This is a genomic window from Sphingomonas zeicaulis (assembly GCF_050433225.1).
GTDB classification, from domain to species: Bacteria; Pseudomonadota; Alphaproteobacteria; order Sphingomonadales; family Sphingomonadaceae; genus Sphingomonas_D; species Sphingomonas_D zeicaulis.
In genome coordinates this window covers 1,521,590-1,540,449 of sequence record NZ_JBNPXQ010000001.1, presented here as the reverse complement: position 1 = coordinate 1,540,449, position 18,860 = coordinate 1,521,590, and the positions used below count along the sequence as shown (strand labels likewise).

Genomic DNA, 18,860 nt, shown 5'->3' with positions numbered 1-18,860 from the left:
AACGCCATGCTGACGCTACCTAACATCCTCACCCTGTCTCGCATCTTCACGGTGCCGCTGCTCGTCGCCCTGCTGTGGTTTCCGGGATGGGAACTGGGCTATGCGCTGGGCTTCGCGCTCTACTGCCTGATGGGAATCACCGACTATTTCGACGGTTATCTGGCGCGTGCGCAGGGGGCCGTTTCGAAGCTGGGCATCTTCCTCGATCCGATCGCGGACAAGATCATGGTCGCCGCGGTCATCCTTATGCTGGCGGGAACGCGGCATGACCCGGCTTCGATCCAGGGCATCCACCTGATTCCCGCGATCGTCATCCTGGTGCGCGAGATCGCGGTGTCGGGGCTTCGCGAATTCCTGGCAGGTCTGAAGGTTTCGGTGCCGGTATCGCAGCTCGCCAAATGGAAAACGACGCTACAACTCGTCGCACTCGGCGCGCTGATCCTCGCCGGTGCGCTGCCCTATTGGGTGTGGATCAAGGATGTCGGCCTCGTCTGCCTGTGGGGCGCGGCCTTGCTGACCCTGATCACGGGGTGGGACTATCTGCGCGTTGGCATCAGGCATATGGATTGAGCGATGGCGGTGACGTTGCTCTATTTCGCCTGGGTGCGCGAGGCCATCGGGATCGGCGAGGAACGCGCGCACCTGCCCGACGCGGTGGAGAGCGTCGGCGACCTCTTGGGATGGCTCGCCGCTCGCGGCGGCGGCTATGCAACTGCGCTGGCGGAACCTGAGAAATTGCGCGCGGCGGTCGACCAACGCTTCGTGGGGCTCGACGGCAGCGTGGTCGGCGCGAGTGAGATCGCGCTGTTTCCGCCGGTAACCGGCGGATGATCCGCGTTCGGATCAGCTCCGATGTAATCGATCCGGCGCTTGAGGCGGCGCAAATCGAGGGCGAAGGGGTCGGGGCGATCTCGACGTTCACCGGGCTGGTGCGCGGTGATGGCGAACTCGTGGAGCTGCTGCTCGAACATTATCCGGTGATGACCGATGCAGCGCTGACCCAGTTGGCCGAGGAGGCGGCTGCGCGCTGGTCGTTGAGCGGCGTGGTGCTGGTGCATCGCGTAGGGCCGATGCGGCCCGGCGAGCGCATCGTCTTCGTCGGCACTGCGGCACCGCATCGCGGGGCTGCGCTTGAGGCCTGCGCCTATCTGATCGATCGCCTCAAGACCGATGCGCCGTTCTGGAAGCGTGAGACCTACGTAGATGGCAGGCAGGTTTGGGTAGAACAGCGCGGCGCCGATCTCGACGCCGCGTCGCGTTGGAACGCGGCGCGCTGAACCCGGGGACAGGCCAGACGCGCCGCGTCGCCAGGATCAGTTGCCGGCCGAGCTTGCCGGAGCGTCGAGCTTCGGCAGCATCACGCCGTTGGTGACGTGGATGATGCCGTTGGACTGCGCGACGTCCGGCTGCGAGACATAGGCCTTGTTGCCATTCTCATCGGTCAGTTCGATCATGTCGGCCGTCGCCTTCACCTGAAGCACGCCGCCTTCGACGGTGGTCAGCTTGGCGGTGCCGCCCTGTTCGGTGCTGAGCTTGCCGAGATCGGCGAAATTATATTTGCCGGGGACGACCTGGTAGGTGAGCACCTTGACGAGCGTCGGCTTGTTTTCCGGCTTCATCAGCGTGTCGACGGTGCCGGGCGCCAGGCGGGTGAAAGCCTCGTTGGTCGGTGCGAAGACGGTGAACGGGCCCGGGCCCGACAGCGTCGGCACCAGCTCGGCGGCCTTCACGGCGGCGACGAGCGTGGTGTGATCACGCGACTTCGAGGCATTGTCGACGATCGATGCAGCCGGCGACATCGGCGCACCGCCGACGACGGGGCCATCTGCGGCCGGCGCGGGCGCCGGGGCAGGGGTGCCGGCAGGGGCCTGCGCGGCGGGATCAGCCGTCTGCGCCTGGGCGACTCCGGCGACCAGCGCAAGCGCCGACGCGAGGCCGACTAAGCTGACGTGGCTGATGCGGTTCATTACGAACTCCTTGGCAATTGACAGACGCGGCCTGTTGAAAAGGCCAGCAGCGACTCGAACAATGCCAAAAGGGACGGATCGGTTCCTCAGCGGGATCAGCCGTTTGCGGTACGCAGCACATTTGCGAGCAGGCGGAATTCCTTCTCGCGCGGGCTGCCGCGGCGCCATGCGAGCGCTATCTTTCGCGACGGGTGATCCGATTCGAGCGGCTTGGCGGCGATCGACGTATGATCGAGGATGCCGGCGGCGATCGCCATTTCGGGCAGCATCGTCAGCCCAAGCCCATTGTCGACCATCTGCACCAGCGTGTGCAGCGAAGTGCCGAGCATCGTGGCGCCGGCGCGCAGTTCGGGGCGGTTGCACGCGGCGAGCGCATGATCTTTGAGGCAATGGCCGTCCTCGAGCAGCAGCAGCCGGTCCTCGTCGATCGCCTGCGGGCTGACGGTGTCGCCCATCGCGGCCGCCTCCGCGCCGGGGAAGGCAACGAGCAGCCGGTCCTCGAACAGCACGTCGCTCTCGACGTCGCCGCAGGCATAGGGCAGCGCCAGCAGCACGCAATCGGCGTGGCCGTGCGCCAGCGAGTCGCAGGCGGCGGCGCTCGGCTCCTCGCGCAGATAGAGCTTGAGGTCGGGCCAATCGTTGCGGAGGCGGGGAAGCACGCGGGGAAGCAGGAAGGGGGCGATCGTAGGGATTACGCTCATCCGCAATTCGCCGGCGAGCGGTTTCCCCGCGGCACGCGCGAGGTCGCTAAGCTCCTCCGCCTCGCGCAGTACCCGCCGCGCCTTGGCGACGATGCGATCGCCGAGTGCCGTGAAGCGCACGACGCGGCGCGTCCGTTCGACCAAGGTGACGCCGATCAACGATTCAAGCTCACGCAACCCTGCCGAAAGCGTTGACTGGGTGACGAAACAGGCATCCGCCGCGCGACCGAAATGGCCATGCTCCTTCAGCGCCACCAGATATTGCAACTGCTTGAGCGTGGGGAGGTATGTGCTCATTCATCGGGCCTATCAATCAATATCGGTGATCTAAAAGGTTTTCTGAATATTTGCCAGTGCGATCGCCGCGCGGGATCAGATGCCGAGCCATTCGAGGCCGCCGGGTAGGTCGATCGCGGCATAGTCGACCTGCAGCACGCGGCGGCGGCCCGGTTGCGCCGCTGCGGACGAGGCGTGGAGGATCGGCGTTGCATAGGCCCAGACGTCCCCCGCGGCGGCGAGGCAGGCGAACTGGCCGTGGGCCTGCACGACGCGGTCGATCTCAGGCTCGGCAACGATGCCGGCACGGTGCGATCCCGGCGCGATCAGCAGCGGTGCGTTGGTTTCGGGCACATCGTCGAGGTGGATGCGCAAGGTCGCCATGCCGGCGAGGATCGCGAAGGGCGGCGCGACATGGCGCAATCCCTGCTTGATCGACCAGGGACCGAACCCCTCGACCTCGCGACGCTCGGCGACGCAGATCGTGCGATCCTGGTGCCAGCCGAGCGACCAGTTGGTCGCCTGCGTCTTGTCGAACAGGATCAGCCGCACCGGCCGCGCCGCAGCGCCGAGCAGGTCGCTCGCGATGGCGCCGATCGCACCGTTGCCGTCGAGAAGCGGCCGTAGTGGCGTCACCCCGTGCAGCCTCAGCCCCGCGCGGTCGCCCGGCAGCGTTGCGACCGCCGTCAGCAGTTCGGGCAGGCAAGGCGCGGCGGCGCACGCGAACAGCGCTGCGCCATCCGCTGCGAACGTCAGGGGCGCGGCGGCGCTCAGAACCAGCCGAAGCTGCGGCCGAGGCTGTAGATGCTGGTGGCGGTGAGGACGACGCCGACCATCACCAGCAACGTCTTCGCCGCAACGCGCTTCGCGATCATCGCGCCGAGCGGTGCGGCGAGCACGCCGCCGATGAGCAGCCCGACGACCGGCCTCAGGAAGGCGTTGTCGAAGCCCTGGGTGCCGATGTTGAACAGGAAGGTGGCGGAGATGGTGATGGTGAGGAAGAATTCGACGCTGTTGACGGTGCCGATCGTCGTGCGCGGCAGCGCGCCCTGGACGAGCAGGTTAGAGGTGACGACAGGCCCCCAGCCGCCGCCGCCCGCCGCGTCGAGAAAGCCGCCGGCGAGGCCGAGCGGCTCGATGATCTTCGCTTCACGATGCTTCTTGGGCGGATAGCGCAGCCCGCGGACGAGCAGGTAGACACCGATGATCGCGAGATAGCCCATCACGAAGGGACGGGTGATCGACGCGTCGAGCGCGGTCAGCAGATAGGCGCCGATGATGCCGCCAATCATGCCGGGGATCAGCAGGCGGAAGAAGAGCTTCCAGTTCACATTGCGGTGCAGCGCGTGGCTCACCCCGGAAACCGCCGTGGTGCAGCACTCGACGAGGTGGACGCCGGTCGACGCAGTCGCAGGCGGCACGCCGAGCACGCTGACCAGCAAGGTCGACGAAATCACGCCGAACGCCATACCGAGCGCGCCGTCGACGATCTGTGCGGCGAACCCGGCGGCGATGAACGGCAAAATCGACTGCCAGTTCGCGATGATCCAATCGAGCAACGGCGACCTCCCTATGAGCGCGCGGTGCTGCCCGAGCTTGCCGGGCGGCGCAAGACAGTTTGACTATCTCCTGACTAGGGTTCTGCTTTGTGACAGCGCGGTTGCAGCGGGCTGGAAAATCCGACGCCGCCGTCATAAATGGGGCCTCGACCGCTAGGGAGGGTCGCAAACGATGCTCGGTTCGATCGCCGCCTATCTGGATTCGATCAAGGCGCGCGATCCTGCGCCGCGTTCGCGCTGGGAAATCCTCACCTATCCGGGGGTGTGGGCGCTGGCGCTCCACCGCGTCGCGCACTGGCTGTTCAGGGGCGAACTCTATCTGCTGGCGCGGGTGGTGAACCATCTCTCGCGGTTCCTGACCGCCATCGACATCCATCCGGGTGCAGTGATCGGCGCCAATTTCTTCATCGATCACGGCTTCGTGGTGATCGGCGAGACTGCCGAAATCGGCGACAATGTGACGATCTACCAGTGCGTCACCTTGGGCGGGACCAGCCCTGACAATGGCGTAGGGGGCAAGCGTCACCCGACGATCAGCGACGGTGCGATCATCGGTTCGGGCGCGCAGGTGCTTGGTCCAATCATCGTCGGACCCCGCGCGCGCGTCGGCGCCAATGCGGTGGTGACCAAGGATGTGCCCGAAGGCGCTGTGATGGTGGGCATTCCCGCGCGCCAGACACTGCTTGATGCCAAGGACTATCAGAAGAGTTTCGTGCCCTATGGCACGCCCTGCAGCGAGCGCTTCGATCCTGCGACGCAGCAGCTGGAAATTTTGCGCTGCGAGGTGGAGGTGCTTCGCACCAAGCTCACCGCGTTAATCGAAAAACAGGATGGCGAGAAAGACGCCGCCGGGAAGCGCGACTGCGCCTGATGGGTGTCGTCACCCCGTTTCCAGGTCCGTCCGGCAGGCCGCCGTCGCAGATCGGCTTCGATCGCGCCGAACTGATGCGGATACTCGACCTCTATGGGCGCATGGTCGCGGCCGGCCATTGGCGCGACTATGCGATCGACCTGGGAAGGGAGGCCGCGGTGTTCTCCGCCTTCCGCCGCACCACTGAGCGGCCGGAGTATCGGATCGAAAAGCGTCCGGCGCTGCGCCAGCGCCAGGGCATGTGGGCGCTGGTGGGCGAGGGTGGGGCGATCCTGCGTCGCGGCCATGAACTGGGTCCGGTGCTGGCGCCCGTCGAACGAAAGCTGGTGAAACTGGTCGCCGACTGAGCCTCAGTTCTTGCCGTCGCTTTCGAGCGCGGCGAGTATCTGGCGGATCTGGTCATCGGCGGAGCGCGGTACGCGCTCGCCTTCGCGCGCGACGATCCGGCTCCATGCCGCAGCGACGGCTTCCGGCGTGCGCTGCTGGGGCGGGAGCACCGCGCCTTCGGTCATGGTGATGTGCGCTGCGTGGTAGTGCCCGCCGCCCGCCGCGATCACCGCATTCGTCGGGGCGTCGTCGGAGACCAGGTAGAGCGCGGCGGGCACGACATCATCGACGCAGAACGCGGCGGCTGCCTGTTCGGGAAAGATATCCTCGGTCATCCGCGTTGCCGCGATCGGCGAGATGCAGTTGACGCGGATGCCGAACTTCGCGCCCTCGAGGCTCAATGTCTTGGCCAAGCCGACCAGCGCGAGCTTTGCCGCGCCATAATTGGTCTGCCCGAAATTGCCGTAGAGCGCGCTGGCGGATGTCGTCATCAGGATGCGGCCGCGGCGCTGCGCCTGCATCGCGGGCCAGACCGCGCGGGTGACGTTGGCCGAGCCGGTCAGATGCACACGTACGACCGCGTTGAAATCCTCCGCCTCGAGGTTGGCGAAGCTGCGATCCCGCAGGATGCCGGCATTGTTGATCAGGATATCGACGCGGTTCCAGCGATCGATCGCGCGGGCAACCATCGCCATCACCTGATCGGCGTCGGTCACGTCGCTGACGTCGGCGCGTGCGTCGCCACCGGCGGCGCGGATCTCGTCTGCGACCGCTTCGGCAGCGGTGCCCGCACCCGTGCCGTCACGCGCGCCGCCGCTGTCGTTGACCAGCACGCAAGCGCCGCGCGCGGCCAGCGCGAGCGCATAGGCGCGGCCGAGCCCGCCGCCGGCGCCCGTCACCAACGCAATCTTGCCTTTGAAGCCGATCGTCATGCGCCAATCTTTAGGCGTTGCTTGCCCCGCAGGCACGGCGAAAAACGAAGACCGCCCCGAAGCCGGGCTCCGGGGCGGTGTTGATCCGGTTTGGACGGGGCTGGCGGATCAGCCCTGCGCCTCGGCATCCAGCGCATAGCCCGCCGACCGCACCGTGCGGATGATGTCGGGCTTGTTGCCGCGGTTGATCGCCTTGCGCAGCCGCCGGATGTGCACGTCCACGGTGCGCGGCTCGATGTCACTGTCATGGCCCCAGACCGAGTCGAGCAGCCGCTCGCGCGAGAACACCCATCCGGGATGCTCGAGGAAATGCTTCAGCAGACGGAATTCGGTGGGCCCGAGCGCGACGGTCTCACCCGAGCGGCGGACCTTGTGGCCGACCGTGTCCATCTCGATATCGGCATAGCTGAGCTGCTCGCCGGCAAGCGCCGGGCGCACGCGGCGCAGCACCGCGCCGACGCGCGCAACCAGTTCGCGGGGGCTGAAAGGCTTTGTGACATAGTCGTCGGCGCCGGTTTCGAGCCCGCGCACGCGATCCTCTTCCTCGCCGCGCGCGGTGAGCATGATGATCGGCACGTTCTGCGTTTCGGACTTGCGACGGAGGCGCCGGCAGACCTCGATGCCGGACAGTCCTTCGACCATCCAGTCGAGCAGCACGATGTCCGGCGTCTTCTCCTGCGCCAGCAGCAAGGCTTCCTCACCGTCCGGCGTATGGGTTACGTCGAAATCCTCACGCTTGAAATGCCAGGTGAGGAGCTCGGCCAGCGCGGCGTCGTCCTCGACAAGCAGCATATGGGCACGCGCCATGGCTCAGTCCTCGTCTTGATCGAGAAAATCATCGCCGCGCTCACGCTCGGCCATGTAGGTGCCGGTGGCCGCGTAGTAGACCATCTCGGCGACATTGGTGGCGTGGTCGCCGACGCGCTCCAGATTCTTGGCGATGAACAGCAGGTGCGTCGCCGGGGTGATGCTCTTCGGATTCTCCATCATGTAGGTGACGAGGGTCCGGAAGATGCTGTTGTAGAAATCGTCGACCTGCTTGTCGCGTTGGCAGACTTCATAGGCCAGTTCGGCGTCGCGCGCGGCGAAGGCATCAAGCGCGTCGCGCACCATTTCGCCGGCGATCCGCGCCATTGAGGGCAGCAGCGACAGCGGCTCCACCTCGCCGCTATCCTCGATCACTGAGACGCGCTTGGCGATATTCTTGGCATAATCACCGATGCGTTCGACGACGCCGGCGATCTTGAGCGCGGCAACCACCTCGCGCAGATCGTCCGCCATCGGCGCGCGCAGCGCGATCAGCCGCACCGCCGCGCGCTCGACCTCGGTCTCCAGCAGGTCGATCCGCTCATCCTCGGCGATAATGCGAGCCGCGTCGCGCAGGTCGCGACGGATCAGCGCACGCATGGAATCCTGGATCGCGTTTTCGGCCCGTCCGCCCATCTCCGCGATCAGCCCGCGCAGCGCGCCGATATCCTCGTCGAAAGCCTTGACCGTATGTTCGCCACTCGTCGCCATCGATACAGATCCTTCAGCCGTAGCGGCCGGTGATATAATCCTTCGTCCGCTCCTGACGGGGATTGGTGAAGATCTCGGACGTCTCGCCATACTCGACGAGTTGGCCCAGGTGGAAGAAAGCAGTGCGCTGCGACACGCGCGCTGCCTGTTGCATGTTATGCGTAACGATCACGATCGCATAACGGCCACGCAGTTCGTGGATCAGTTCCTCGATCTTGGCGGTGGCGATCGGATCGAGCGCCGAGCAGGGTTCGTCCATCAGGATGACTTCGGGATCGACCGCGATCGCGCGTGCGATGCACAGGCGCTGCTGCTGGCCACCCGACATGGCGGTGCCGCTGTCCGTCAGCCGGTCCTTCACCTCATCCCACAGGCCGGCGCGGCGCAGCGAGCTTTCGACGATCTGGTCCATCTCGTCCTTGCCGCTGGCGAGGCCATGGATGCGCGGACCGTAGGCGATGTTCTCGTAGATCGATTTGGGGAAGGGGTTCGGCTTCTGAAACACCATGCCGACCCGCGCGCGGAGCTGCACCACGTCCATCGAGGCGGCGTAGATATCCTCGCCGTCGAGCGTGATGTCACCCTCGACCCGCGCCGAGGCGACGGTGTCGTTCATGCGGTTGAGCGTGCGCAGGAAGGTCGATTTGCCGCAGCCCGACGGGCCGATAAACGCGGTGACCTCATCGGTCGGCACGTCGATCGAGACCTTGTCGATCGCCTTCTTGGGCCCGTAGTGCACGGTCACGTCGCGTGCCGTCATCTTCGGACCGGTGGCGGTGGTGGCGGCGAGGCCGCCCGTAGTCGCGTCCATGGCGCTTCTCTCAAAAGGGTCTGGCATCACCAGCGCTGTTCGAACTTGTTGCGGAGATAGATGGCGAGCGCGTTCATCGCGAGCAACACCACCAGCAGGACGATGATCGCCGCCGAGGTCTTCTCGACGAAACCACGGCTCACCTCGTCCGACCAAAGGAAGATCTGCACGGGGAGCAGGGTCGCCGGATCATCCAGCCCCTGCGGTGGCGCGGCGATGAAGGCGCGCATGCCGATCATCAGCGCCGGCGCGGTCTCACCCAGCGCGCGCGACATGCCGATGATCGTGCCGGTCAGGATGCCCGGCAGCGCCAGCGGCAGCACATGGTGGAACACCACTTGCACATTGCTGGCGCCAATCCCGAGTGCTGCGTCGCGGATTGACGGCGGCACCGCCTTGATCGCGTTGCGGCCGGCGATGACGATGACCGGCATCGTCATCAGGGCGAGCGTGAGGCCGCCGACGATCGGTGCCGAGCGTGGCAGCCCGAAGAAGTTGAGGAATACGGCAAGGCCGAGCAGGCCGAAAATGATCGAGGGCACCGCCGCGAGATTGTTGATCGATACCTCGATGATGTCGGTCCAGCGGTTCTTCGTCGCATATTCTTCGAGATAGATCGCCGCACAGACGCCGATCGGGAAGGCGAGGACGAGCGTGACGAGCATCGTCAGCAGCGAGCCCTTCACCGCCCCCCAGATGCCGACCAACGACGGATCGGTCGCATCCGCGCCAGTGAGGAAGGTCCAGTTGAACGTCGTGCGGATCGCGCCGGCCTGTTCCAGCTTCGCATAGTCCGCCTCGGCTTCCGGTGATGCGGTGCTCTTGGCGGCAAGATCGATTTCGACCGAGGCGGGCACCCAGAGCGGGCCGGCTTCACGGTTTGCCGCAGCCTTTCGCACCGAAAGCCAGGCACCTTCTGAAATCAGCTTCTCGCCATCCTCACCGAAGGTCGCGATCGCGGCATCATTGGTGAGCTTCTGCATCGCCGAGGGAGTGGCCCCGGTGGCCGCCGCGACGTTGACCGGCACGCGCACCTCGGTCTGCGTGAAGCCGCGCACGCCGTTGCCGACCATCGTGCCGAGCAGGAACAGCAGCACCGCGACCGAGGCGAGCACCGCGAGCAGCCCGAGCAGCTTGAAACGACGTTCCGCCGCGTAGCGCCGGCGGATGCGGCGCTGCATCGCGGTCGACTTCCAGTTGGTCGGCCGGCGCGTCGTGGCAGACGTGGCGATGGCGCTATTCATAGGCTTCCCGATATTTCTTCACGACGCGCAGCGCGACGATGTTGAGCAGCAGCGTAACCACGAACAGCACCAGTCCGAGCGCGAATGCCGCGAGCGTCTTGGGGCTGTCGAATTCCTGGTCGCCGGTCAGCAACTGGACGATCTGCGTCGTCACCGTCGTCACACTCTCGAACGGGTTGGCGGTGAGGTTGGCGGCGAGGCCGGCGGCCATCACTACGATCATCGTCTCACCGATCGCGCGGCTGACCGCGAGCAGCACGCCGCCGACGACGCCGGGAAGGGCGGCCGGCAGCAGCACGCGGCGGATCGTCTCGGACTGGGTGGCGCCCATCGCCAGGCTGCCGTCGCGCATCGAACTGGGCACCGCTGCGATCGAATCATCGGCCATCGACGACACGAAGGGGATGATCATCACGCCCATGACCACGCCGGCGGCCAGCGCGCTTTCCGACGAGGCGTTGCTGATGCCGATCGCCACCGCCGCGTCGCGGATTGCCGGGGCGATCGTCAGCGCGGCGAAATAGCCATAGACCACGGTCGGCACGCCGGCGAGGATCTCGAGGATTGGCTTCATCCAGCGGCGCACGGTCGCGCTGGCATATTGGGTGAGGTAGATCGCGCTCATCAGGCCCATCGGGATCGCCACGATCATCGCGATGATCGCACCGATGAAGATGGTCCCCCAGAACAGCGGGATCATGCCATAGCCATTGTCCTGCCCGTCGACCAGCACGTCCTGGGGGCTCCAGCGCAGCCCGAACAGGAACTCGCCGGGCGAGACCATCGAGAAGAAGCGCAGTGATTCGAACAGCAGCGAGGCAACGATGCCGATGGTGGTCACGATCGCGATCAGCGAGGCGACCAGCAGGCCGATCATCGTCACCCGCTCCACCTTGGTGCGCGCGCGGAAATCCGGGCGCAGCCGGGTGAAGCCATAGGCGCCGCCGGCAAAGGCGAGCAACAGCGCCAGCACGAGGCCGGCAATATCGTAGCGCGTCTGCGCGGCCCGGTAGAGCGGCGCGAGCTCGGCGGCGAGCGGGTTGAAGGCGACGTCGAGCGTACCTTCGGCCAGCGCCCGCGCTTCGGAGAGCATCGCAGCGCGCTCCAGCGGCGCGGTCGGTAAGGCGCTCGCGACCGGGCTGGCAACCACCGCCTGGGTGACGAGACCCGGCAGCACGAAGCTCCACACCAGCAGGAAGAGCAGCGCCGGGATCACCGTCCACATCGCGACGAAGCTGCCATGATAGCCGGGCAGCGAGTGCGGGCGGGGGCCGCCGTCAATCGCGAAGCGGCCGGCCTTGGCACGCGCGGAAACCCACGCGACGAGTCCGAGGCCGACGACGAGGATGAAGATCGCGAAGCCGTTCATTTCAGGCCCTTGGGGTCGAGCGGGGTAAGGCCGGCCGCGATCTTCGCGCTCTGCATGCGGATCGGATCGGGCGACAGGATCATGCCGCGCCGCATCAGATAGCCGCCGGGATTCCAGCCATTGGCATATTCGCCGACGAATTCGCGCAGTCCCGGGATCGCGCGCAGATGCGCCGACTTCACATAGATGTAGAGCGGCCGCGCACCGGGATAGCGGAAGCTGGAGATCGACTCGTAGCTCGGCTCGATCCCGTCGAGCGGAATACCGTTGAGGCGATCCATATTCTCTTCGAGGAAGCTGTAGCCGAAGATGCCGAGCGCGTTGGGATTGGCGCCCAGCTTCTGAACGATCAGATTGTCGTTCTCACCGGTGTTGATGTAGGCACCGTCTTCCCGAACCTTGGTGCAAATCGCCTTGTGGCGGTCCTCGTCACGTGCCTTCAGCGCCTTGATCGCCGGGTCCGCATCGCACGCCTTGGCCATGATCAGTTCGGTCAGCGCGTCACGCGTACCCGAGGTCGAGGGCGGGCCATAGACCTGGATGGGAATGTCGGGCAGCGCCGGATTGACCTGGTTCCAGCGCGTTGCGGTGTTGGGCTTGCCATAGGGCGTGGCGGCGACGGCCTTGTAAATGTCGGTCAGCGTCAGTTCGAATTTCGGGCCGCGCACCGATTCGGCGAAGGCGATGCCGTCGATCCCCACCTGGATCTCGACGATGTCCTTCACGCCGTTCTTTGCGCATTCCTCATATTCGCTCTTCTTGATCCGGCGCGAGGCGTTCTCGACGTCGGGGTGCTGCGCGCCGATGCCACGGCAGAACAGGCTCATGCCCGCGCCCGTACCGGTCTGTTCGACCACCGGCGACTTGAAGCGCGGGTTGGTGCGCACGAACCATTCGGCGACCGCGGTGGTGAAAGGATAGACAGTCGAGGAACCGACGATGCGGATCTGGTCGCGCGCGCCGGTCTGCCCGCATCCTGCGATCATCACAAGGGCCGCCGCCGCGATCACGCGCTTGGCAAACATTCGAAACGGCGCTCCTTGGTGGTCGGTCGATGCAGGTGATGCGGCGCCGCTATCAGCGCTCCGCGAGCCTCCTGTTACATCTCCGTGAACTTTTCATGACAACGGCCCGGTTTGTTCGGGAATGGAGGCTTTTTCCTTCGCCGGGGCGGGCGCCGCGGGCAGCGCGATGGTCACAGTGGTGCCCTTGCCGACGGTGCTGGCAATGTCGAGCCGGCCACGATGCCGCTCGACGATATGCTTGACGATGGCGAGCCCGAGCCCGGTGCCGCCCATGGCGCGGCTGCGGCCCGAATCGACGCGGTAGAAGCGCTCGGTGAGGCGTGGGAGATGCTCGGCGGGGATGCCTTCACCCTCATCCGCGACCGACAGTTTGACCATCGTCCCCTGGCCGCGCTTGAGCTTGATCGTGATCGGCGTGCCGGGCCGGCCATATTTCATCGCATTGCCGACGATGTTGTGCATGAGCTGCGAGAGCTGGATACGATCGCCTGCAACGAAAGGCACCTCATCCTCCAGCGCGACGACGATGTCGTGGCCGCGCTTGTTCGGCCCATCGTGCAGCACGCCATGGACTTCGTCGATCAGCATGGCGAGATCGACGGCGGCGTCGGGCACGCGATATTTCTCGGCTTCGATGCGGGAGAGCGACATCAGGTCTTCCACCAGCCGCTGCATCCGCCGCGCCTCGCCATCCATCACCTTCAGGAAGCGATCGCGCACCTCCTTGTCGCCACCGGCCTTGTCGTCACCCAGCGTCTCGATGAAGCCGAGGATCGCGGCGAGGGGGGTGCGCAGTTCGTGGCTGGCATTGGCGACGAAATCGACGCGCATCTTCTCTGCCGCATGGCTGCTCGTGCGGTCGATCAGGTGGACGATGCGGCGGCCGCCGGCGAGCGGACTGACGCGCATTTCCCAGCGCTGCTCGCGCCCGCCGACGCCGACCAGTTCGATGGAATTGGCATCAACCGAGGCGGCGGCGCCAGCGAGCCTTTCGGCTGCGGCGGGATGGCGGATCGCGAGGCGGACATCCTCACCCACGATATGGGCGCCGAGCAATTTCCGCGCGGCCTGATTGGCGCGCATTACCCGACCATCGCTGACGACCAGCACCGGTTCGCCGATCGCCTCGACGAAATTGTCGATATCCGCGCCGTTGCTTGCGATCGGCAACGGCGGCGGAGGACGGCGGATCGGCGCTGGCGCGGTGATCTTGTTGACCCCGAACAGGACGATGACGATCAGCCCGCCGATGAAGAAGGCGATCGCCGAGAGCACCGGCGCGCCCGCGACCAGCGCTGCGAAGATCGCGATCAGCAGAACGCCGGTCGCGAGGACGATTCGCAGGGGATGATCGAGCGACATGACTGAATCCTACCGTTCCAGCTTCGGCCCGCCAACGCGGGAAACCGTCGCGAATGCCCGGAACTGGTTTCAGTTACATGACGCCCGGGAAAGCACCACCATCGATTAGCAGGCTTTGCCCGGTGATGTAGCCGGCATGGGCCGAACACAGGAAGGCACAGGCCGCGCCGAACTCGTCAGGCGTGCCGACGCGCCGGGCGGGGATGGCGGCGACCCGCTCGGCGCGAATCTCCTCGAGGCTGCGCCCGGTCATGCTCGCGCGGCGGTTGTCGATCGCTTCGAGCCGGTCGGTGTCGAAGGATCCGGGCAGCAGGCCGTTGATCGTGACATTGGCATGCGCCACCTGCCGCGCGACCCCGGCGAGGAAGCCGGTGAGGCCGATGCGCGCGCCGCTCGACAGATCGAGCCCTGCGAGCGGCATCTTCACCGACCCCGAGGTGATGTTGACGATGCGGCCGAACCGCCGCTCGACCATCCCATCGATCACCGCCTGAATCAGCGCGATCGGGGTGATCATGTTGGCATCGACGCCGGCGATCAGCGCGTCGCGATCGAGCGTGCGGAAATCGGCGGGCGGCGGCCCGGCATTGTTGTTGACGAGGATATCGACGTCGCCGGCGGCGGCGAGCAGCGCTTCGCGGCCGGCCGCGGTGCCGACGTCGGCGACCACGGGCAGCACCGTTGCCCCGGTGGCCTCGGCGATGCGCGCTGCGGCTTCGTCGAGGCGCGCTGCGTCGCGGCCGTTGATGACGACGCACGCGCCAGCACCCGCCAGCGCGGTCGCGCAACCCAGGCCGAGCCCGCGGCTCGATGCGCAAACCAGCGCAGTCCGTCCGTTGATGCCGAGATCCATAACTCTTCCCCCGAGATCAGGCGCTGCCGAGTCGCTCCAGCGTAGGGATCAGCGCGTCATAATGGTCGATAATGGCGTCGGCCTGCAGCTCCTCGATCGGCTGCATCAGGAAGCCGAAGCTGACCGCGATGCTGGGAATGCCGGCGTTGCGCGCCGCCATCGTGTCGTAGATCGAATCGCCGACGAACGCGGCGCTGCCGCCACCGCAGCGGCGGATCATCTCGAGGATCGGCGCGGCGTCGGGCTTGGCCCTGCCGGGCCCCATCGTGTCACCGCCGATGACCGTCGCGAAGCGGTGGGCGATGCCCAGTTCGTCGATCAGCTTGACCGCCAGCCGCTCGAACTTGTTGGTCACCACCGCAATCTTCACGCCCATCGCATCGAGCGTGTCGAGTGCTTCGTAGAGGCCGGGGAAGGGGACGGTGCCCGCCGAGATGTTGGCGGCGTAGAAATCGAGGAGTTCGGGATAGAGCTTCGTCATCAGCTCGGGGCCATAGCCGCCCGACGCCTGCAGCCCCTTTTCGAGCATCAGCCGCGCGCCGCCGCCGATCATCGGCTTGACCTCGTCGATCGTAAGCGGCGGCCTATCATCGAGCGCGAGCGCATGGTTGACCGCCGCGGCAAGGTCCGCGCTGGTATCGAGCAAGGTGCCGTCGAGGTCGAAGCCGACGATCGCGAAGGGGAATGTGGCCATGCCGGCGCTCTTGCCCGCGCGGCTATGGCGTTGGCAAGGATTCCGTGGCAATCGCCGCGCCATGAGCATCCCTCCGATAGCCGTCGTCATCCTCGCCGCGGGCCAGGGCACGCGGATGAAGTCGAAGCGCCACAAGGTGCTCCACCCGGTCGCGGGGCGGCCGATGCTGCTCCACCTGCTCGCCGGCGTCGAAGCGCTGGCGCCCGAGCGCCGCATCGTCGTGGTTGGGGCAGGGCGCGATCAGGTCGAGGCGGCGGTCGATGGCCTTGGCGTGGACATCGCCGTCCAGTCCGAACAGCTCGGCACCGGCCATGCAGTGCGGATGGCCGAGCCGAAGCTCGACGGCTTCGAGGGTGACGTGCTGATCCTCTATGGCGACGTACCCCTGGTCTCCGTCGCGACGATGCAGCGCATGCTCGATCGGCTTCATGCCGACGATGCACCGACCACGGTGGTGCTCGGCTTCCGCCCTGCCGATGCCGCGGCCTATGGCCGGATCCTCGCCGATGACGGTGGCACGATCCGCAAGATGGTCGAGTATAAGGACGCGAGCGCCGAGGAGCGCACTGTCGACCTGTGCAATTCAGGGCTGATGGCGGCGCGCGGCGCGGATCTGTTCGCGCTGCTCGCCCGTGTCGGCAACGACAATGCTGCGGGCGAATATTATCTGCCCGACATCGTCATGCTTGCCGCCGCCGAGGGCCGGCCGAGCGCAGTGATAGAGACCGCGGCCTGGGAAGTCGCCGGCGTCAATTCGCGCGCAGAACTGGCGGCGGTCGAGGCAGCATGGCAGCACCGCCGCCGCGCGCAGGCTATGGCCGATGGTGTGACCCTGGTGGCGCCGGAAACCGTGTGGTTCTCGCACGACACCGTTCTCGCCGCCGATGTGACGGTCGAGCAGAATGTCGTGTTCGGCCCCGGTGTCAGCGTCGCCGAGGATGCGGTGATCCATGCCTTCAGTCATCTGGAGGGCGCCACGATCGAGCGCGGCGCTTCGGTCGGTCCCTATGCGCGGCTGCGGCCGGGCGCCGAGGTGGGCGAAGAGGCCAAGGTCGGCAACTTCGTCGAGATGAAGAAGGCGGTGCTTGGCGCGGGCGCCAAGGCCAGCCACCTGACCTATCTCGGCGATGCGGTGGTGGGTGCCGGCGCCAATATCGGCGCGGGTACGATCACCTGCAATTATGATGGCTTCCTGAAATATCGCACGGTCATCGGGGAGGACGCGTTCATCGGCTCGAACAGCGCGCTGGTGGCGCCGGTCCGGATTGGCGACGGCGCGATCGTTGCCGCCGGCTCGGTGATCACCGCCGACGTGGCGGACGATGCGCTGGGTGTCGCGCGCGGCTATCAGGAACAGAAGCCGGGCTGGGCCGCGCGCTTCCGCGCGGCGATGACCGAGCGCAAGAAGGCGGGTTGAGCAGTCGGTTACGCGGCCGTCGGGTCGCGCGTGGAAGGGCGTAGCGTCACATGTGCGGAATCATCGGAATCCTCGGCACCGATCCGGTTGCCGACCGGCTGTTGAATGGTCTGAGGCGGCTCGAATATCGCGGCTATGATTCCGCCGGCATCTGCACTGTCAGCGGCGACGCGCTGGTGCGGCGGCGGGCGGAGGGCAAGCTCGACAATCTGGCGCGCGAACTTGCCGGCGATCCGCTGCCGGGTACGATCGGCATCGCCCACACCCGCTGGGCGACGCACGGCGCGCCGACCACCAGCAACGCGCACCCGCACGCCACGGGTGAAGTCGCGCTGGTCCACAACGGCATCATCGAGAATTTCAAGCCGCTGCGCGACGGGTTGCAGGGGCGCGGGCGGATGTTCGAGAGCCAGACCGATACCGAGGTCGTCGCGCATCTGGTGAGCGAACTGGTCGAGGGCGGCACCGATCCGGTCGAGGCGGTGCGCACCGTGCTCCCGCGGCTGCACGGCGCCTTCGCGCTCGCCATCCTCTTCCGCCAGCACCCCGACCTGCTGATCGGCGCGCGGCTCGGTTCGCCGCTCGTCGTCGGCTATGGCGAGGGTGAGACCTATCTGGGGTCGGACGCGCTCGCTTTGGCGCCGCTCACCCAGCGCATCTCCTACTTGGAGGAAGGCGACTGGGTCGTGCTCACGCGCGACGCGGTGCAGGTCTATGACCGCGACAACAATCCGGTCAGCCGGCCGATCGTCGTTTCGGGCGCGAGCAGCCTGACGATCGACAAGGGCAATCACCGCCACTTCATGCAGAAGGAGATCTACGAGCAGCCTGTCGTCGTGGCGCAGACGCTCAAATCCTATCTGCGGCGGCTGGAGAACCAGGTCGCGATGCCCGACATGGATTTCGACCTGACCGCGATCCATCGTGTGACGATCGTTGCCTGCGGCACCAGCTTCTATGCTGCCATGGTCGCCAAATACTGGTTCGAGCGGTTCGCGCGGATCCCGGTCGACCTCGATGTCGCCTCCGAATTCCGTTATCGCGATCCGGTGCTGGAGCCCGGCGGGCTGGCGCTGTTCATCAGCCAGTCGGGCGAAACCGCGGATACGCTCGCGGCGCTGCGCCACTGCAAGGCCCATGGCCAGACCATCGCCGTCGTCGTCAACGTCCCGACCAGTTCGATGGCGCGCGAGGCGGATCTGCTGCTGCCGACGCATGCCGGCCCCGAGATCGGCGTCGCCTCGACCAAGGCATTCACCTGCCAACTCGCGGTGCTCGCCGCGCTCGCCGCCCGTTTCGCGCGCGTGCGCGGACTGATGACCGCCGAGGATGAGGCGGGCATCGTCGAGCATCTGGCCGAAGCACCGGCGGGGATGAATGCGGCGCTTGGGCATGACGAGGATATCGAGGCGATGGCGCACCTCGTCGCCCCCGCGCGCGACGTGCTCTATATCGGCCGCGGCCCCGACTATCCGATGGCGCTGGAAGGCGCGCTGAAGCTCAAGGAAATCAGCTATATCCACGCCGAAGGCTATGCCGCCGGCGAGATGAAGCATGGCCCGATCGCACTGATCGACGACAAGGTGCCGGTGATCGTGCTCGCGCCCTCAGGCCCGCTGTTCGAGAAGACGATCTCCAACATGCAGGAGGTGCAGGCGCGCGGTGGCAAGGTTATCCTGATCTCCGACGCTGCCGGCATCGCCGCCGCGGGCGAAGGCTGTATGGCGACGATCGAGATGCCGGCGGTGCATCCGCTGATCCAGCCGTTGGTTTACGCGGTGCCGGTGCAGTTGCTGGCCTATCATGTCGCGGTGCTGAAGGGCACCGATGTCGATCAGCCGCGCAACCTCGCAAAGTCGGTGACGGTGGAGTGAGCACCACGCAAATCACGCGCCCTGAACCGTTCGTCCTGAGTAGGGACTGAGCTTGGCGAA

Annotated in this window: 21 protein-coding genes; 7 read left to right on the top strand and 14 right to left on the bottom strand. The window is 66.4% G+C overall.

Translation table 11 applies throughout. The annotated features are described in order from the left end of the window. The first annotated feature begins 6 nt into the window (after positions 1–6). Genes pgsA through FHS96_RS07270 form a run of 3 tightly spaced genes read left to right on the top strand, consistent with a single transcriptional unit; the run spans position 7 to position 1,277 of the window. Positions 7–570 (top strand): CDP-diacylglycerol--glycerol-3-phosphate 3-phosphatidyltransferase, encoded by a 564-nt coding sequence (gene pgsA, locus FHS96_RS07280; RefSeq protein WP_429588805.1) that lies wholly within the window; start codon positions 7–9, stop codon positions 568–570. A 3-nt stretch (positions 571–573) separates the two neighbouring features. Continuing rightward, positions 574–831 carry a molybdopterin converting factor subunit 1 gene (moaD, locus tag FHS96_RS07275; protein ID WP_429588804.1) on the top strand — a complete coding sequence of 86 codons (258 nt, stop codon included), beginning with the start codon at positions 574–576 and terminating at the stop codon, positions 829–831. After that, positions 828–1,277 (top strand): molybdenum cofactor biosynthesis protein MoaE, encoded by a 450-nt coding sequence (locus FHS96_RS07270; RefSeq protein ID WP_429588803.1) that lies wholly within the window; start codon positions 828–830, stop codon positions 1,275–1,277. Before moaD ends, FHS96_RS07270 begins: the two co-directional genes overlap by 4 nt. Positions 1,278–1,313: 36 nt before the next feature. Here FHS96_RS07270 and FHS96_RS07265 read toward each other — a convergent pair whose 3' ends face one another. The 4 genes from FHS96_RS07265 to FHS96_RS07250 form a co-directional block, all read right to left on the bottom strand. Further along, on the bottom strand, positions 1,314–1,967 hold the full coding sequence (locus tag FHS96_RS07265; protein ID WP_429588802.1) for a fasciclin domain-containing protein: 654 nt from the start codon (positions 1,965–1,967) through the stop codon (positions 1,314–1,316). A gap of 95 nt (positions 1,968–2,062) precedes the next feature. Then, positions 2,063–2,965: a hydrogen peroxide-inducible genes activator gene (locus FHS96_RS07260; protein WP_429588801.1), complete on the bottom strand. Its 903-nt coding sequence runs from the start codon at positions 2,963–2,965 to the stop codon at positions 2,063–2,065. Positions 2,966–3,040: 75 nt separating this feature from the next. Beyond that, a complete protein-coding gene (locus FHS96_RS07255; RefSeq protein WP_429588800.1) occupies positions 3,041–3,580 on the bottom strand; it encodes a phytanoyl-CoA dioxygenase family protein in 540 nt (179 codons plus the stop codon). A 134-nt stretch (positions 3,581–3,714) separates the two neighbouring features. Then, positions 3,715–4,503 carry a sulfite exporter TauE/SafE family protein gene (locus FHS96_RS07250; protein ID WP_429588799.1) on the bottom strand — a complete coding sequence of 263 codons (789 nt, stop codon included), beginning with the start codon at positions 4,501–4,503 and terminating at the stop codon, positions 3,715–3,717. Between the two features lie 172 nt (positions 4,504–4,675). On the opposite strand from FHS96_RS07250, the gene epsC reads away from it, so the two are divergent. Beyond that, positions 4,676–5,374 (top strand): serine O-acetyltransferase EpsC, encoded by a 699-nt coding sequence (gene epsC, locus FHS96_RS07245; protein WP_429588798.1) that lies wholly within the window; start codon positions 4,676–4,678, stop codon positions 5,372–5,374. Then, a complete protein-coding gene (locus tag FHS96_RS07240) occupies positions 5,374–5,721 on the top strand; it encodes a DUF2794 domain-containing protein (RefSeq protein ID WP_429588797.1) in 348 nt (115 codons plus the stop codon). Before epsC ends, FHS96_RS07240 begins: the two co-directional genes overlap by 1 nt. A 3-nt stretch (positions 5,722–5,724) precedes the next feature. On the opposite strand, the gene FHS96_RS07235 is transcribed toward FHS96_RS07240, so the two are convergent. The 10 genes from FHS96_RS07235 to FHS96_RS07190 form a co-directional block, all read right to left on the bottom strand. After that, positions 5,725–6,633 carry an SDR family NAD(P)-dependent oxidoreductase gene (locus FHS96_RS07235; RefSeq protein ID WP_429588796.1) on the bottom strand — a complete coding sequence of 303 codons (909 nt, stop codon included), beginning with the start codon at positions 6,631–6,633 and terminating at the stop codon, positions 5,725–5,727. Positions 6,634–6,741: 108 nt separating this feature from the next. Continuing rightward, positions 6,742–7,440, bottom strand: coding sequence for a phosphate regulon transcriptional regulator PhoB (phoB, locus tag FHS96_RS07230; protein ID WP_429588795.1), 699 nt, complete (start codon positions 7,438–7,440; stop codon positions 6,742–6,744). 3 nt (positions 7,441–7,443) lie between these two features. Continuing rightward, positions 7,444–8,151, bottom strand: a complete 708-nt coding sequence (gene phoU / locus FHS96_RS07225) for a phosphate signaling complex protein PhoU (RefSeq protein ID WP_429588794.1) — start codon at positions 8,149–8,151, stop codon at positions 7,444–7,446. Between the two features lie 13 nt (positions 8,152–8,164). Next, positions 8,165–8,962 (bottom strand): phosphate ABC transporter ATP-binding protein PstB, encoded by a 798-nt coding sequence (pstB, locus tag FHS96_RS07220; RefSeq protein ID WP_429588793.1) that lies wholly within the window; start codon positions 8,960–8,962, stop codon positions 8,165–8,167. Between the two features lie 26 nt (positions 8,963–8,988). After that, entirely contained in the window at positions 8,989–10,206 is a 1,218-nt protein-coding gene (pstA, locus tag FHS96_RS07215) for a phosphate ABC transporter permease PstA (RefSeq protein ID WP_429588792.1), read from the bottom strand. After that, entirely contained in the window at positions 10,199–11,575 is a 1,377-nt protein-coding gene (pstC, locus tag FHS96_RS07210) for a phosphate ABC transporter permease subunit PstC (RefSeq protein WP_429588791.1), read from the bottom strand. The genes pstA and pstC overlap by 8 nt, the downstream gene beginning before the upstream one ends. Then, on the bottom strand, positions 11,572–12,600 hold the full coding sequence (locus tag FHS96_RS07205) for a PstS family phosphate ABC transporter substrate-binding protein (protein WP_429588790.1): 1,029 nt from the start codon (positions 12,598–12,600) through the stop codon (positions 11,572–11,574). Before FHS96_RS07205 ends, pstC begins: the two co-directional genes overlap by 4 nt. 93 nt (positions 12,601–12,693) lie before the next feature. Next, a complete protein-coding gene (locus FHS96_RS07200; RefSeq protein ID WP_429588789.1) occupies positions 12,694–13,962 on the bottom strand; it encodes an ATP-binding protein in 1,269 nt (422 codons plus the stop codon). A gap of 73 nt (positions 13,963–14,035) precedes the next feature. Continuing rightward, positions 14,036–14,815, bottom strand: coding sequence for an SDR family oxidoreductase (locus FHS96_RS07195; protein WP_429588788.1), 780 nt, complete (start codon positions 14,813–14,815; stop codon positions 14,036–14,038). A gap of 16 nt (positions 14,816–14,831) precedes the next feature. Then, positions 14,832–15,509, bottom strand: coding sequence for an HAD-IA family hydrolase (locus tag FHS96_RS07190; protein WP_429588787.1), 678 nt, complete (start codon positions 15,507–15,509; stop codon positions 14,832–14,834). A 61-nt stretch (positions 15,510–15,570) separates the two neighbouring features. Between FHS96_RS07190 and glmU the strand changes: the two genes are divergently transcribed. Then, positions 15,571–16,926 (top strand): bifunctional UDP-N-acetylglucosamine diphosphorylase/glucosamine-1-phosphate N-acetyltransferase GlmU, encoded by a 1,356-nt coding sequence (gene glmU / locus FHS96_RS07185; RefSeq protein WP_429588786.1) that lies wholly within the window; start codon positions 15,571–15,573, stop codon positions 16,924–16,926. A 50-nt stretch (positions 16,927–16,976) separates the two neighbouring features. Continuing rightward, complete coding sequence (gene glmS / locus FHS96_RS07180) at positions 16,977–18,800, top strand: glutamine--fructose-6-phosphate transaminase (isomerizing) (protein ID WP_429588785.1); 1,824 nt, start codon at positions 16,977–16,979, stop codon at positions 18,798–18,800. Positions 18,801–18,860 lie beyond the last annotated feature (60 nt).